This is a genomic window from Streptomyces sp. NPDC090032 (assembly GCF_044748025.1).
In the GTDB taxonomy this organism is placed as follows: domain Bacteria; phylum Actinomycetota; class Actinomycetes; order Streptomycetales; family Streptomycetaceae; genus Streptomyces.
Genome location: NZ_JBIVFF010000005.1, coordinates 180916 through 196049, shown reverse-complemented (window position 1 = coordinate 196049; position 15134 = coordinate 180916). Strand labels below are relative to the sequence as shown.

The window sequence follows — 15134 nt, the reverse complement described above, 5'->3', positions numbered from 1 at the left end:
GGGACGCCGGGCATTTGGTCACGTTCGCACGCGAGATCGAGCGGCCAGCAACGCTATCGACGCTTTCCGAAGGCAATGCGAGCACAGTGTGATGCTCTTGCGAAGATGTGTGACGCCTGTGACGGAAGGGGCCCGAGCCGCAGCAGCGACCCGGGCCCCTCCGTCACAAGCCGGCGCGTCAGACCAGCGCGTTCTTATAGAAGATGCTGGAACGCCGGTCGCCTTCCTCGCCGGAGGCGAAGCCGAGGAAGAGACGAGACTCACCCGCGTCGGTGCGGTAGATCGCGAGCCCCTCGGGCTCCCGGTAGACCAGCGTGGAGCCGGCCTTGGTGAGGGTGGGGCCCTGGGCGATGGCGCCGGTGTTGATGTTGATGCTGGTGATGTACGTATTGCCCGGGTCGGGGTTCGACGCCGAGTAGCCGTCACCGGTGATGAAGTACATGTAGGAGCCGTAGAGCGTGTATCCCTGCGGCGTGCCGGAGATGGCCGGCGGGGTGAACATGGCGACGGGCGAGCTGAAGTCGGAGTTGTCGGTGTCCGAGTTGTTGTAGACCGCGATGCGCTTGGCGCCGTCCTTGTGGTAGCGGACGATCATGCGGTCGTAGACCGGGTCCATGGAACACGTGAACTCGGTGGCGCCGGCGACCGGCGTGAACTTTCCGTAGCCCTCGGCGGCGGCGTCGACGGTGGTCCCGGGGCTGTACCGGATGAAGCCGAGCTTCGAGCCGTACCCGTTGCCGTTGGCCTCGGTCTCGATCCACAGGTAGCTGGCGCTGCCGATCGCACGGATGCCGAAGGCGACACCGTGCCCGAAGCCGTTGAGGTGCATGTACGAGACGTAGTTGCCGGCGAAGTCGAGTTCGCTGATGCACAGGTCACCGGCCGACTCCGGGCTGTCGAGACGCTTGGCGGCGACGAACAGGCGCTTGTTGACCGAGTCGAAGGCGAAGCTCTGCTGGACGCGGTTGCTGTGCAGGTTCTTGTCGCGGAACAGGTCGTACGACGGCTGCGACAGATCGAACCGCGAGGTCGTGCCCACCGAAGCGGCGGCACTCGCGGCCCCGTACCCGACCCCGAACGCGGCAAGCCCGACCCCGGCGCCACCACGCAGCAGTCCCCGACGAGTGAGGGACATACGGGAGTTGTGTTCCATGCAGGACTCCAGAAAAGAGTGACCGACAAAGTCCCGGAGACGATACGCAGCGCTCCAGGGCCCGTCGCAGGGGGTACCGGCCGGGGCCGGGAAGGGGACAGCGCTTGGCCGAATCGAATACCGCATGGCGGCATGACAAGCGTCCGTTTATCCGGGGAGTGGAAAGGCGCTCGGGCAGGAAACAGCTGGTCATCCGGCGCGGTTGCGTCACCCATATGGACGGCTACAGTGAAATTGACTCTTTGTGAGGAACTAGTCCAAGGGGATAGTTATGCTCGCAATCAAAAGAAGCCGAGTCGTCCTGAGCTCGGTCTTCGTCGCCGCGGCGGTTTCTCTTGCGCCGATCGGCTGGCAGGCGGCTTCCGCGGCCACACCGAGCGAGACTCACGTCAGTACAAGTACGAGCGTCAAGGTTCCCAATTCGAACCAGGACTACCGTCGCGGCTTCAAGGACGGCTTCAAATCCGGGCTCCACCAGGGGCAGAGGAACTGCAACCACCACAACGACCATCACGGGAACGGCAACGGCAACGGAAAGAACGGCGAAAACGCCGCCTTCCACAAGGACTCGAGGCAGGACTACCAGCGCGGATTCAAGGACGGCTTCAAATCCGGACTCCGCCAGGCGTCGTGCGGCCACCGCTGAACTCGTGCCACCGCTGAACTCGTTCCGCAACTGAACTCGTAGTAGTTCCTCGAACCCGGGGCGTAGTTCCTCAAATCAACCCAGGGCGTAGTTCCTCAAACTCCCGCCCTCCCCCCAGCTCCCATCCCGTATGCAGTCGACCCGCACACCGTGGAGAGCGCCAGGTGCGAATGCCCTGGACGCCGTGGCCGTGTCGGCTCGGCTCTGCCTGGCTCGACGGCAGACGGGGTGGGAGCTGCCTCATGCCCGTCACGTTTGTGTCCGTCACGCTCATGCGCGTCACGTTGTGCTCGCGTACGGCGCCGGGCTGCGGTTTCCGGCCGACTGAGCTGCGGTTTCGTAGAATCCTACAAACTACGGATCCCGAGCTGATCAAGGTTTCATGTCTTCAACGCCTGCCTGAATCAAGCCACTTGCCGGTGTACTCCTCGGAAAAGCAAGCCGAACCGACGAACTGGATAAGCCTTGCCCGAGAAGCTGCCTGGCCGTCAGATCGAGATCTCCTGGCCCGACCTCGGCATCACGGTCACCGCCGACCTTGACGACCGCAACCCGGCACTCGCCGATGCCCTGTGGGAGTCTCTGCCCTACCAGAGCCTCCAGGGACACGCCCTCATCGCGGGGGAACACCTCTACCACGTGGCGCCGATACCCACTCTGCTGCACACCCCCCACACCACCCGTATCCCCGACCGGCGCGAGGCCCCCAACGGCACCGTGTTCTGCTCCGGCTTGCAGCACCTGGGCATCAAGTACGGCACCTTGACCGAGCCGATGCCCGCCACCCCCGTCGGTCAGATCCGTGAGGCGGACATGCCCGCCCTGCTGGAAGCCGGGGCCGCGATCTGGGACGCCGTCTACTCCACGAAGAAGGAGATCGTCGCCGAGGTCCGCCGCGCAGGCGAGCAGGGCGGTCATGGCATCCCGATGCTCCACGCCACCGACGCGGACGCCGGCCGCCTGATCGCCGACATCCGCGCCGAGACCGAGAAGATCTGGCTCGTGCCCCCGGCCGAGCTGGATGACCTCCACCAGGGCGTCATCCCCTCCCAGGCAGGCAACTTCGGCACGGTCCTGCCCACCCTGCTGTTCGTCAACGGCGAGACCCGGCCCCTGGGTTACGCCGCCTACGGCGGTCTCGTCCGCGGTGCCGTCCAGGGCATGCCCATGGACTCCCTGGTCCACATGGCCCGCCTCCTGGTCGGCGTCCCCGCCGAGTTCCTGGGCTACTGCGGCCTGGAGAAGCTGTGGGCGTTCACCCAGCGCTTCCTCGAGGTCGTCGACCGCCTCGACCGTGACGACTTCTACGCCGTCACCAGTCAGATGGCCCTCTACATCAACTGCCTCGGCGGCTGGAACCTCCAGCTGTACCCGTGGGAGACCGGAGACCACCTGCGCCAGCAGGGCGCCGCGGCAGGCGTGTAGCCGAGCCCGTAGCGCAGTCAGTAGCCGAGCCCGTAGCGGCCCGTAGCGCAGTCCGTAGCGGAGTCCGCCGAGGAGATGACGGCACCGGCAGTCAGTCGGCACTGAGCCCTGCCATCCGCACCTGAACCCCACACCACTGGAGAAGGACGATCTTGAGCGCCCTGCCTGCCCGCGCCGACGCCGTCGTCATCGGCGGGGGAGTGATCGGCACCTCCGCCGCCTACCACCTCGCCGAAGTCGGCGTGAACACCGTGCTGCTCGAACGCGGAGGCCTCGGTGGCGGGGCATCCGCGCACACGGCGGGCATGGTCCGCACCTACTTCCCCGGCAACCCCGACACCGGGCGAAGGGCCGTGCGCAGCCTGAACGCCTATCACGACTTCGCGCGCCACACCGGAGTCTCCCTCGGCCTGAAGCGGCTCGGGTTCATGGCCTTGTTCACCGAAGAACAGCAGATCACCGACTTCGAGGCCGGCCGTCGAGCCCAGCAGGCCGCCGGCGTCGAAGTCGACCTGATCAGTGCCCGCGAAGCGGCCGAGCTCAACCCGCTGATCGACGAGCGCGCCGTCCTGGCCGCCGCCTGGGCCCCTGAGGCGTACCACGTGGACGGCCTCGACATCGTGCGCGGCTACGCCGCCGCCGCCCGCAACCACGGCGCCCGCCTGTTCACCCACACACCCGTCACACGCATCGACGACGACAACACCGTCCACACCCCGCAGGGCAGCATCAAGGCGGACAGCATCGTGTGCACGGCCGGGCCCTGGTCCGGCGAGGTGGCGGCCCTGGCATCGGTCGACCTGCCGCTGGCACCCCACGCGATGGAGATGCTGTTCACCGACGTCCCGCCCTCCCCGCACCGCGAGATGCCCATGACGATGCACGCCACATCAGGCCTGCGGATCCGCTCATGGAAGGACCGCATCCTCCTCGCCATGGGCGCACCCAAGGCGGGCGAAGCACGCGAGGCCTGGCTCGGTCGCGTCGCCGGCCATCTCGGCACCCTGTTCCCCGCGTTGGACGGCATCGGTCTGCATCGCGCGTGGAGCGGCGACTTCGACGCCAGCCCTCACAACGCCGCCTTCATCGGCGAACACCCCACCCGCCGCTTCCTGTACGCGGCCGGATTCACCGGTGCGGGCCTGTGCCAGGCACCCGCGGCCGGGGAACAGCTCCGCGACCTGCTGATCGTCAAGTAGCCCCATAACAGGCCAGAACAGGAAAGAATGCCGTGATTGTTCTTGGATGTAATGGTTTCAGCCGGGTGTCGGAGTTCTTCTCCGAACGTCTCGGTGCGACCGGCATCAACAAGCATTACCTCTTGGGCCACGACGCCGCCGCCGCGGTCCTGGTGGACGGCCGCCTGGTCGCCGCGGTGGAGGAAGAGCGCCTCAACCGGGAGAAGAAGACCACCGACTTCCCCGAGAACGCGATCGACTGGTGCCTGAAGGAAGCCGGGATCACGTTCGATGACGTCGACCTGTTCGCCTTCCCCTGGAACTGGTCTCCCCAGGTTCTGGACGACATCCTGGACGGCATCCGCAGTTCGCCGTTGGCGCGGGACGCGAAGACCGGACTCATGTGTGACATGGCCGACCTGTTCGACCAGGTCGTCAGCCACGAAGCGATGCTCGCGGACTTCGAGGCCCGCACCGGACACCGCCCCGACCCGGCCAAGGTCCGGTTCGTTCCTCACCACTTGGCCCACGCGACGACCGGCTACTACCTCGCCGGCATGAAGGACTCCGCGTTCCTCGTCAGCGACGGCCGCGCCGAGCGCTTCTCGACCTTGACGGGCGAGATCCGCGACGGCCGGATCACCGTCTTCGAGGACACCGTCACCGTCGCCCAGCACTCCATCGGCACCCTGTTCTCCTCCATCACCCGCTTCCTCGGCTTCGTCCCCAACAACGACGAGTACAAGGTGATGGGCCTGGCGGGATACACCGGCCCGCCGACTCCGAACCCGTTCGTCGAACGCCTTCTTACGCTGCACGACGACGGCCGCTACACCTTCACCAAGCCCCTTCAGACCGACAACCTCCACAGCCATGACGCCCTGTTCGAGGAATACTTCGGGCCCTTCGAAGACACCCTCGAATACAAGGCCCGCATCGCCGCCGCCGCGCAGGAGATGCTGAACGTCGCGACCGCCCACCAGGTCCGTCACCTGGAGAAGAGGACGGATCTCGACCGGCTGTTGTTCGAAGGCGGCGTAGCCCTCAACTGCCTGAACAACACTCCGATGTTCGAAGGCTCCCGCTTCGAGGACATGCAGGTCAGCTTCGGCGCCTCGGACACCGGCATCACCATCGGAGCCGCGGTCCACGCCTGGCTGGGCCACCCGGACACCGCTCCCGCGGACGTCCTCGCCGCCTCCGCACCCGTCAGCCCTTATCTGGGCCCGTCCTACGACGAAGCCGAGATCGAGGAGGCGCTCGAGGGCTTCACCGGCCGTGTCGTCGTCTCGCGCCTGGACGACGACGAGGTCGTCGACCACGTGGCGGAACTGCTGACGAAGAAGGTCGTCATCGGCTGGTTCGAGGGCCGCGTCGAGCACGGGCCACGCGCGCTGGGGCATCGCAGCATCCTCGCCAACCCCGGCTTCGCCGACATCAAGGACATCATCAACACCCGGGTCAAGCACCGGGAGCCCTTCCGCCCCTTCGCTCCCCTCGTCCTGGAAGAGCAGGCGCCGGAGATCTTCGACATGGGGCGCAAGACCAGTTCCCCGTACATGACGTTCGTCTTCCCCGTCCGCGACGCGTACAAGGACCGCATCCCCGGCGCCGTACACGTGGACGGCACCTCCCGCATCCAGACCCTGACGGACGAGGGAACTCCGCGGCTCACGGCGGTGCTGCGGAAGTTCATCGAACTCACCGGCACCCCCTGCCTGATCAACACCTCGTTCAACGTCGCCGGCGAACCCATCGTCTGCACCCCCACCGACGCCCTGAACTGCTTCATGGGCACCGAGATCGACTACCTGATCCTCGGCAACCACCTCATAGCCAAGACCGACAACTCCTGAGCGACAACTCCCGATCGCCACCAACCAGAAGCCTGAGCGACAACAACCAGAAGAAGGAACAACCCGTGCCGACGATCCAGCGCAAGCACACCATGTACCACTCGACCATCCTCGACGCCGACCCGGACACCGTGTGGGTGACCATCCGCGACGCCATGCAGATCCTGGAGATCGTGTCCCCCGGCGACATGGACGTCCACCGGGACACCAGCTGGGTGGACGGCGGCTCGGTCGAAACGGTCCCGGCCCGCTACGACTTCAAGCTCACGCTCAGCGGCAAGGTCGTCCAGCAGGAGATCGCCGCCCGCGACGAGATCAACAAGACCCAGTCCTACCGGGCCGTCGCCCCCACCAGCGGAGTCGCCAGCTACGAGGCCACCATCCGCGTCTTCCCCATCACCAACGACCCGGCCCGCAGTTTCTTCGACTGGTCACGGACCCTGGAGATCGCCGAGGACGCCGACCTGACCGTGGTCGAGGGCATCATCGACATCATGGAGAAGCAGACCGACGCCGTACGGGACCACTTCGCGCAGACCTCGAAGTGAGTGACGTGACGACGCTCGTACTGCTGCGGCACGGCGAAACCCCGCTCACCCCGGAGCGGCGGCTCTCCGGCAGCGGGGGATCCGACCCGGGACTCTCACCGGTCGGACACCGCCAAGCCCAGGCGGCGGCAGAGGCCCTCGCCCACCGCGGCGACATCGAGGCGGTCGTCACGTCACCGATGCGGCGCTGCCGGGAGACCGCTGACGCCGTGGCCGCGCGCCTCGGCCTGAGCGTCCAGGTCGACCGGGACCTGCGGGAAGCGGACTTCGGCGACTGGGAGGGCCTGACCTTCGCCGAAGTCCGCGAACGCTACCCGGACAACCTGAGCGCCTGGCTCGCCTCACCGGACAGCCCACCCTCGGGCGCGGGCGAAACCATGCAACAGGTAACCCGCCGGGTCGCCGCCGTACGAGAGAGCCTCATGGCCCAGTACGCCGGCGCCACGGTTCTGGTCGTCTCCCACGTCGTCCCCCTCAGAACCCTGATCCGCCTGGCCCTCCAGGCCCCACCACAGACTTTGTTCCGCATGGAAGTAGCAGCGGCCTCCCTGTCGACGGTGACGTACAAGAACGACGACACCGCCACGGTCCAGACCCTCAACGACACCCATCACTTGAAGTCCCCCTGAACTCACCCCCATCGCGTGAGTCCTGGAGCCGTTGACCGGGCCCCGCAGACCCACGCCGGTGTTCTCCGTCTGCTTCTGAGCGGGTGGGGATGGATGCGGTCACCTGCCTGGGCAGGGGCATGCCAGACACGCTCGAAGGATGCGCAAAAAGGACTTATTTACTGTTGTGGTTCTTTTCGTAACATAGAGTGCGCCTGCGCGCACCGTGGGGTATGGAGGCGCCGGCCTGCTGCTGACTGCGCACGGGCTCAGACAGGGCTGACACGAAGGAACCGGGAGAGATCGGTGAACGAAAGACTTGCGCGACCGTCTTTGATCGCGAGGGCGGGGCGACGGCGTGGAGGGTCCGGCCATGGCCGGCGGTGGTACAGCACAGGCGCTGCGGCAGCCCTTTGCGTGGCCCTGTCCGGTCTCGGGATGACTCCTGGAGCGGCGGCGGCCACGGCGTCCCATCGTGCAGTCGACATCGATCAGACCTTCACCTTCACGGGTGCCCCGCAGAGTCTCACCATCCCCGCGAACGCGGTGGCGACGATCACCGCTGACGGCGCCGGAGGCGGCAGTGCCGTCAGCGGAACCTGTCCCAATGGGTCGACGGGTGGTACCGGGGCGCGCGTGGTCAGCACTCTTCCGGCCTCCGCGACCCCCACGGTCCTCACCGTCAACGTGGGTGGTTCCGGCGGCGCGTCCTGTACTGGCTCCGGGGGCGGCGGTGGGTACAACGGCGGCGGTGCGGGCGGAAACGGAACCACCACTCCGCTGTCCACCGGCGCGGGCGGGGGCGGCGCGTCAAGCGTGGCGACGGGCGCAAACTTGCTGGTGGTAGCTGGTGGAGGGGGCGGCGGCGGGGGACGCAATCTCCCGACCCAGGGTGGTAATGGCGGAACCCCCGACGGCACCGACGGAGCCACAGGCGGGTCTCTCGGCGGTGCGCCCGGTGGCGGCGGTGGCGGAGGCACCACCAGCGCGGGAGGTACGGCAGGCACGGGAGCTGTCGCCGGGTCTTGCACGGGCCAGGCCGGCAACGCGGGCGGCGGATTCTCCGGTGCGACGGTCGGTACGGGAGGTGCCGGCGGCGACTACACCGGCTGTGGCACCAGCTTCGTCGTCAGTGGCGGCGGAGGCGGCGGAGGCGGCTACTTCGGCGGTGGCGGTGGTGGCGCTTCCGCCACCACCGCTGGTGCATCCGGCGGGGGGAGCGGTGGCGGCGGCAGCAGCTTCGCCACTGCCACGGGAACGGGCACCACGTACAGCGCCTCGCCGATCGGAACACCCAGCGCCAACGGCCAGGTGAAGATCAGCTACACGATCCAGGATCTGGCCTTCGTCACCACCAGTCCGCTGCCCGACGCCACCCAGAACGTCGCCTACTCCACCACCCTGCAGACCAGCGGCGGCACCGGAGCCCCCAGCTTCGCGGTCACCAGCGGCTCTCTGCCTGCCGGGTTGAACCTCAACACGACGAGCGGCGTGATCTCCGGTACTCCGACGACGGCCGGCACGTACACGTTCACCGTGACGGCCACCGACCCCGACCCGGACGTGCCCCCGGCCTCAAGGCAGTTCACGATCACCGTCCGTCCGCCCGCCACCCTCACCTGTGCCAACGCGACGCCCACCATCGTCGGCACCAACCGGGCCAACGTCCTCATCGGTACGCCCGGCAACGACGTCATCTTCGGCCTCGGCGGCAACGACGTCATCGACGGCCGCGGCGGCAACGACATCCTGTGCGGCGGCGACGGCAACGACGTCATCGGCGGCGGCGACGGCAACGACCGCATCGAGGGCCAGGACGGCGCCGACGTCCTCAGGGGCGGCAACGGCAACGACGCTCTCTTCGGCGGCAACGGCGCTGACTTCCTCGACGGCGGCCCGGGCACCAACACCAACAACGGCGGTGCCTCGCGCAACGTCTGCATCCGCCCCCTCAGCGGCCCCGGCTGCACCATCTGAGATCCAAAGCACTGGCAGACGGCTTACGGCTTCCCGGTTCATGCGGAAGGCACCGTATGAACCGGGAAGAACAGCCGCCTGACCGACGGTGCAGATGTGGTGCGCTACAGCTGAACAGGGCGGGACAGGCCCGGACAACGAACAAGGCCCAGGTCGCTGACCTGGGCCTCAACTATGGAGCGGGTGACGAGAATCGAACTCGCACTCTCAGCTTGGGAAGCTGATGTTCTACCACTAAACTACACCCGCGTAAGACGCCGGGGATCCGGAGTCGTAACGTCGCACACTGTACCCCATGCCAGGCCCCCGGTGCTTTTGCCCGGGGGCCTGGCTGCGTTGTGCGTGCTGGAAGTGACTGCGGGTGAAGGGAGTTGAGGCGTACGGTGGGGCCGGCTTCGAGGGTCCTTCGGTAGCCGGAGTGCCGCCTGGAGCGGCGTCCCTTTCATCCCGTAATGTGACCCCTCGTTGTCAGCCAGAAATGGCGTAGTGGCTCGTGGGGAAGGGACTCTGGGACTCGATGGAGCGCACCTTTGTTCGTTGTGCCGAGGGGCACGTCTTCAGCACCGCTTCGTTCCCGATGCAGCAGGCCGACCGGCTCGGACCCGGCCGGCTGATCCGATGTCCGCGGTGTGCGCGGCTGAGGAACGCAGTTCCTGTGGAGTTCGAGAAGCGGTAGTCGGCGCGGAGCCGAAGAACGGGCGCGCGGGTGCGCCACAGTCGCGGTGCAATGGCCGGATTGTGGCGGGCCCGCGCGCTCTGCGTATCCTCGCTACGTGCTTCTCTCAGACAAGGACATCCGGGCCGAGATCGACGCCGGGCGGGTCCGCATCGATCCGTACGACGAATCCATGGTGCAGCCCTCGAGCATCGACGTGCGGCTCGACCGCTACTTCCGGGTGTTCGAGAACCACCGCTACCCGCACATCGACCCCGCGGTGGAGCAGGCCGACCTGACGCGGCTCGTGGAGCCGGAGGGCGACGAGCCCTTCATCCTCCACCCCGGCGAGTTCGTGCTCGCCTCCACGTACGAGGTCATCTCCCTGCCGGACGATCTCGCTTCGCGCCTCGAGGGCAAGAGCTCCCTCGGCCGGCTCGGGCTCGTCACGCACTCGACCGCCGGCTTCATCGACCCCGGGTTCTCCGGGCACGTCACGCTGGAGCTGTCGAACCTCGCGACGCTGCCGATCAAGCTGTGGCCGGGCATGAAGATCGGGCAGCTGTGCATGTTCCGGCTGAGCTCGCCCGCCGAGCACCCGTACGGCAGCGAGCGCTACGGGTCCCGCTACCAGGGCCAGCGCGGCCCCACGGCCTCCCGTTCCTTCCTCAATTTCCATCGAACGCAGGTGTGAGCAGCAGTATGAGTGACGTACGCGAGAACCTTACGTACGAGAAGTTCGGCACCGCCGTGCGCGAGTTGGCGCAGACGATCGCCGACGACGGGTACGAGCCGGACATCGTGCTGTCCATCGCGCGCGGTGGCGTCTTCGTGGCCGGCGGGCTCGCGTACGCCCTCGACTGCAAGAACATCCACCTCGTGAACGTGGAGTTCTACACGGGTGTGGGGACGACGCTCGAGATGCCCGTCATGCTGGCGCCCGTGCCCAACGCGATCGACTTCTCGGACAAGAAGGTGCTCATCACCGATGACGTCGCCGACACCGGGAAGACCCTGAAGCTGGTCCACGACTTCTGCCTCGACGCCGTGGCCGAGGTGCGCTCGGCCGTGATCTACGAGAAGTCGCACTCGCTGGTGAAGTGCGAGTACGTGTGGAAGCGCACGGATGAGTGGATCAACTTCCCGTGGTCCGTCCTGCCTCCCTGCCGTAAGTCCGGCACGCCGATCACGCCGTCGAAAGACGCGCTCTGAGCCGTCGCCCGGACTCGTGTTGCTCGGGCGAATGCCGTTCGGACTGTTGACGATAATCACAGACGGCGGATGTGAAGGCGTAGGCACCTGAATGAGAATGGGTGCTGCGGGCCGGCTTTGTGGGAATGCGCTCCAGTCAGGGAAGCAAAGCCGCCATGGGCTGGTTGCGCAATGAAAGGACCTCTTCGGCATTTCATTGTTGCGGGCCCTGTCAGCGCTCGGAATGGTGGAGTTTGCGGGCGGCTTCGTGGCGGGTGTGGACGCCGAGTTTGGTCAGTACCGCGCCGACGTGATGCCCGGCGGTCTTGGGAGTGATGTAGAGGCGGGCGGCGATCTCGGCATCCGACAGGCCCTCGTCCAGCAGCTTCAGGACGTCCAGTTCCCGGTTGGTCAGCCCGTACGGATTGGCCCGGGTGGCCGCCCGCGGGCCACGACGGATCGGGCGGACACCGCGGGTACGCATCACGGCGCGGGTGCGCGCCACGGCCGATCGGGCGCCGAGGGCCTCGAAGGCGGCCAGGGCCTGGTGCAGCGCGGGTGCGTCGCCGGACAGGCGGGCCAGCGCGGCCTCGTGCGGGCAGCCGAGCCCGTCCCATCGTGCCGCGGCGCCGGCCCAGTCGCCGGCCAGCTCCAGCGCGTAGGGTTCGGCCGCCGGCACCTGCGGGGGATCCCCTCCGGCGCGGCGGATCCAGCAGGCCAGGGGCCCTGACAGCCAGGGATGGGTGCGCTCCGCCAACGCGTCCAGACCGCGTTGTGCCTCCGCCTGCACCAGCTTGTGATCACCGGCCAGCCAGGCCACCTCGACCCGGGCCTCCCACCCCAGGCCCGTGTCCAGCAGGCAGTTCGAGTCGACCAGGCTCGCCGCTTGCTCCAGCAGCGGCCACACCTGGGCCCTGCCCTGACGGGCCCGCACCAGGCCCTGGACGGTCAAGGCCAGGGCCCGGCCGACCGGTGGTGAGCCAGGATGGGACAGGACCTGCTGTGCGGCATCGGCGGCCTGGATCCACAAGCCCCGGTTCAGCAGCCCCCAGCTGCCCCAGGCCCTCGTGCACAGTAGGTAGGACAGCAGGTCGCGATCGAGGCAATAGGCTTCCGCCCGGCTCGCGGCCGCGGTGGTCCGGGCGGCATCACGCTGCAGCGCGGCGAACCAACACATGTTGAGGCCCAGGAAGCCCGCGTCCACCGACAGATCCTGCGTCATCGCGCTGGACACCGCCTGTTCGCAGTCCTCCCAGCCGTACCCTTCGCTCAGCATTCGTGCCGCCGCGGCATGGAAGCGCGCCTGGACGACCACCCCCGTATCGCCGAAGCGCTCACCCAGAGCGATCGCTTTCTCGGCGTAGGCGGCGGCCACCGCCACCCCCTCATGTTCGTAGCAGGCCAGCTGGCAGAGGTTCAGGTACGCCCAGGCCAGCTCCCGGCTCGGCCCCATCCCTTCGAGGACCCGCACTGCATCCAGGCCGGTCTGTCTGGCCTCGGCGGTCTGCCCGGCCGGCCACAGCCAGCTCGACAGCCAGCGCAGGTCCTCCCCCTCGCGCAGCCGGTCGCCCAGCGCACGGCGCAGCCTCACCGCCTTACGGCGAGAAGCGACCCCCTCATCCAGTCGGCTGGACAGGAGACAGGCCTGCGAATGGCCTTCCAGCAGGGAGGTCCGTTGGTCGGGCGGCAGGCGGTCGGCGTACCGCAGGGCGCGGGCGTACTGGGCGGCTGCTTCCCGGTGCGCGCCCGACGCGGCAGCATGGGCAGCCGCTGCGGGCGCGTACTTCAACACGGCGGCCGGATCCCTGGCGCCCTCGGAATGATCAGCGAGCAGCGCCAGATCATCCGCAGCGACCGGGCCGGACCGCATCGCCGCCAGCACCTGCCGGTGTACCCGCAGACGGTAGGCGGCGGGGACGGCCTCCAGCACCGCCAGCCGGGTCAGCTCATGGCGGAACTCGGTCACCTGCCCGTCGGTGCGCACGATTCCGCAGGCCACGGCCTCGTCGAGCGCCTCCTCCGGGGCCGGCAGGATGCTGGCCAGCAGTGGCAGCGAGACCCGGCGCCCCAGGACGGCCAGCACGTCGACGACCGCGCGCGCTGCGGCCGACAGGACGGCCAGGCGGCCGGCGACGGCTTCAAGCACCGTGGCCGGGATGGGCTCGTCAGGGGCGGCCAGGATCTCGGTGACGATGAACGGGTTGCCGGCGGAGACGTGATACAGCTGCTCGGTGTCGACGGCGTGTCCGGTGGCCAGCTGGGCCACCGCCCGGCGGCTCAAGGGGGCGAGGTCGTGGCGGTACACCCACGGATAGCCGGCCAGGGTGCCGAGGAGAGTGGTCAAGTCGTGGGTGCGGCCGATCTCGTCGTCGCGGTAGGTGGCCACCACCAGCGCCGGAATGCTCGGGAGGCGTCGGGCCAGGTGACGCAGCAGGTCCATCGTGGCCTCATCGGCCCAGTGGATGTCCTCCACGACCAGCAGGCTGGGGTAGGCGCTCAGGTCGGCGAGCAGGCAGTCGAAGACCTCATCAGGACGGCAGGTGCCGGCCAGCGCCCCGGTCAGGGCAGTGCGCACCGCCCGGCCCAAGCGCGGGGCCGAGTCCATCAGAGGGCCCAGGGGGCGGGGTGTGGCCAGCGGGTCACAGGCGCCGACCAGGATCCGGATGTGGGGATCGGCCAGTTTGGCCAGCTGGCGGACGACGGTGGTCTTGCCGATGCCGGCCTCGCCGCGGACAAGGGCCAGGCGTCCAGGGCCGTTCACGGCCGCCCGCAGGTGACCGGTGAGGTCCTGGAGTACGGCCTCTCGCTCTAGCAGGTCCATTACCAGCCAGTTTCCCTCCGTGTCCGGACCCGCGCAAAAGATCCAGACCGATCAGGACAGGTCGGCCGGTGGGGTGGTGTCGCGGGATGCCGGGGTGGGATGTGGGGTGTGCCGGGGTGGAACTTGGGGTGTTCACCCGATGTGCCTCCGGCTGCAGCAGCGCATGCTGGCCAATGAGTCCCAGAACCTGGGGTTGCCGGTTCGCGGCTCAAACCGGCCCGCAGAGCATGTCGCCCACCCCGCGCCTCCGAAATGACTCTGGCAGCGAGTTCAGCCGGCTGCCGCCGTCTGTCGAGCCATGAGATTCCGGAGGGTCAGGCGGTCGGAGTGTCCGGGCTTAATCAAGTCATCAGGTCAAACGGATGACTCACTCGATCCCGTCGGGAACCGACCTAGCAGCGCATTTTGCGGAGAATATCTTCCGTAATTGAATTGGGCTGCGAATCGGCAGGGCCCTACTCATCGGAATCGGCAGGGTCTGCTCATCGGAAAGGAATCATCGTGTCCAAGAAATTCGCAAAGCGTACGGCGCTGCTGACCGCATCGGCTGCTCTGGCTGCGGGAGGTGCCCTGACGCCCTCCGTCGCGTTCGCTGCCCCGACAGCTACAGGCACTCACGCGACGGTGCTGCCGGAAAGGCCGTGCCCTGGAAACCCTCAAAGGAACTGCAAGGGTGGCGGCAACACCCAGGGCGGAGTCCAGGGTTTCGGGAGGGGTAACACTCAGGGCGGAGTCCAAGGTGGCGGGAGGGGTAACACCCAGGGCGGAGTCCAGGGTGGCGGTAACGGCAATACCCAGGGCGGAGTCCAGGGTGGCGGGAGGGGTAACACTCAGGGCGGAGTCCAGGGTGGCGGTAACGGCATGACTCAGGGCGGAGTCCAGGGTGGCGGTAACGGGAACACCCAGGGCGGAGTCCAGGGTGGCGGGAGGGGTAACACTCAGGGCGGAGTCCAGGGTGGCGGTAACGGGAACACCCAAGGTGGAGTCCAGGGTGGCGGTAACGGCAATACCCAGGGCGGAGTCCAGGGTGGCGGGAGGGGTAACACTCAGGGCGGAGTCCAGGGTGGCGGTAACGG

General features: G+C 67.7%; 11 protein-coding genes and 1 tRNA gene. 9 read left to right on the top strand and 3 right to left on the bottom strand.

The window, feature by feature from the left end; all coding sequences use genetic code 11:
- Window positions 1–178: 178 nt before the first annotated feature.
- Window positions 179–1153 (bottom strand): teichoic acid biosynthesis protein C, encoded by a 975-nt coding sequence (locus tag ACIPWY_RS13640; protein WP_401533215.1) that lies wholly within the window; start codon window positions 1151–1153, stop codon window positions 179–181.
- 271 nt (window positions 1154–1424) lie between these two features.
- On the opposite strand from ACIPWY_RS13640, the gene ACIPWY_RS13635 reads away from it, so the two are divergent.
- The 7 genes from ACIPWY_RS13635 (at window position 1425) to ACIPWY_RS13605 (ending at window position 9391) form a co-directional block, all read left to right on the top strand.
- Complete coding sequence (locus tag ACIPWY_RS13635; RefSeq protein ID WP_351986481.1) at window positions 1425–1799, top strand: hypothetical protein; 375 nt, start codon at window positions 1425–1427, stop codon at window positions 1797–1799.
- Window positions 1800–2264: 465 nt separating this feature from the next.
- The gene (locus ACIPWY_RS13630; protein ID WP_401533213.1) at window positions 2265–3224 is read left to right on the top strand and encodes a hypothetical protein; all 960 of its coding nucleotides are present in this window, start codon (window positions 2265–2267) and stop codon (window positions 3222–3224) included.
- A 152-nt stretch (window positions 3225–3376) separates the two neighbouring features.
- Complete coding sequence (locus ACIPWY_RS13625; RefSeq protein ID WP_401533211.1) at window positions 3377–4423, top strand: NAD(P)/FAD-dependent oxidoreductase; 1047 nt, start codon at window positions 3377–3379, stop codon at window positions 4421–4423.
- 65 nt (window positions 4424–4488) lie between these two features.
- Entirely contained in the window at window positions 4489–6258 is a 1770-nt protein-coding gene (locus ACIPWY_RS13620; protein ID WP_362901308.1) for a carbamoyltransferase C-terminal domain-containing protein, read from the top strand.
- A 65-nt stretch (window positions 6259–6323) separates the two neighbouring features.
- Window positions 6324–6806, top strand: a complete 483-nt coding sequence (locus ACIPWY_RS13615; RefSeq protein ID WP_362901306.1) for an SRPBCC family protein — start codon at window positions 6324–6326, stop codon at window positions 6804–6806.
- Between the two features lie 5 nt (window positions 6807–6811).
- A complete protein-coding gene (locus tag ACIPWY_RS13610; RefSeq protein ID WP_401533208.1) occupies window positions 6812–7435 on the top strand; it encodes a histidine phosphatase family protein in 624 nt (207 codons plus the stop codon).
- Window positions 7436–8050: 615 nt separating this feature from the next.
- Complete coding sequence (locus tag ACIPWY_RS13605) at window positions 8051–9391, top strand: putative Ig domain-containing protein (protein ID WP_362901304.1); 1341 nt, start codon at window positions 8051–8053, stop codon at window positions 9389–9391.
- Between the two features lie 175 nt (window positions 9392–9566).
- Here ACIPWY_RS13605 and ACIPWY_RS13600 read toward each other — a convergent pair.
- Window positions 9567–9640 (bottom strand) — tRNA-Gly (locus ACIPWY_RS13600).
- A gap of 524 nt (window positions 9641–10164) precedes the next feature.
- On the opposite strand from ACIPWY_RS13600, the gene dcd reads away from it, so the two are divergent.
- On the top strand, window positions 10165–10740 hold the full coding sequence (dcd, locus tag ACIPWY_RS13595; RefSeq protein ID WP_127827666.1) for a dCTP deaminase: 576 nt from the start codon (window positions 10165–10167) through the stop codon (window positions 10738–10740).
- 8 nt (window positions 10741–10748) lie between these two features.
- Entirely contained in the window at window positions 10749–11258 is a 510-nt protein-coding gene (locus tag ACIPWY_RS13590; protein ID WP_362901302.1) for a phosphoribosyltransferase, read from the top strand.
- 211 nt (window positions 11259–11469) lie between these two features.
- Here ACIPWY_RS13590 and ACIPWY_RS13585 read toward each other — a convergent pair whose 3' ends face one another.
- Window positions 11470–14058, bottom strand: coding sequence for an AAA family ATPase (locus ACIPWY_RS13585; RefSeq protein WP_362901300.1), 2589 nt, complete (start codon window positions 14056–14058; stop codon window positions 11470–11472).
- Window positions 14059–15134: the final 1076 nt, after the last annotated feature.

What these genes read in the sequence shown, in the direction of transcription:
- ACIPWY_RS13590 (WP_362901302.1), top strand. Translation starts at nt 10,749, where the DNA reads ATGAGTGACGTACGCGAGAACCTTACGTACGAGAAGTTCGGCACCGCC.
- ACIPWY_RS13635 (WP_351986481.1), top strand. Translation starts at nt 1,425, where the DNA reads ATGCTCGCAATCAAAAGAAGCCGAGTCGTCCTGAGCTCGGTCTTCGTC.
- ACIPWY_RS13585 (WP_362901300.1), bottom strand. Translation starts at nt 14,058, where the DNA reads ATGGACCTGCTAGAGCGAGAGGCCGTACTCCAGGACCTCACCGGTCAC.
- ACIPWY_RS13640 (WP_401533215.1), bottom strand. Translation starts at nt 1,153, where the DNA reads ATGGAACACAACTCCCGTATGTCCCTCACTCGTCGGGGACTGCTGCGT.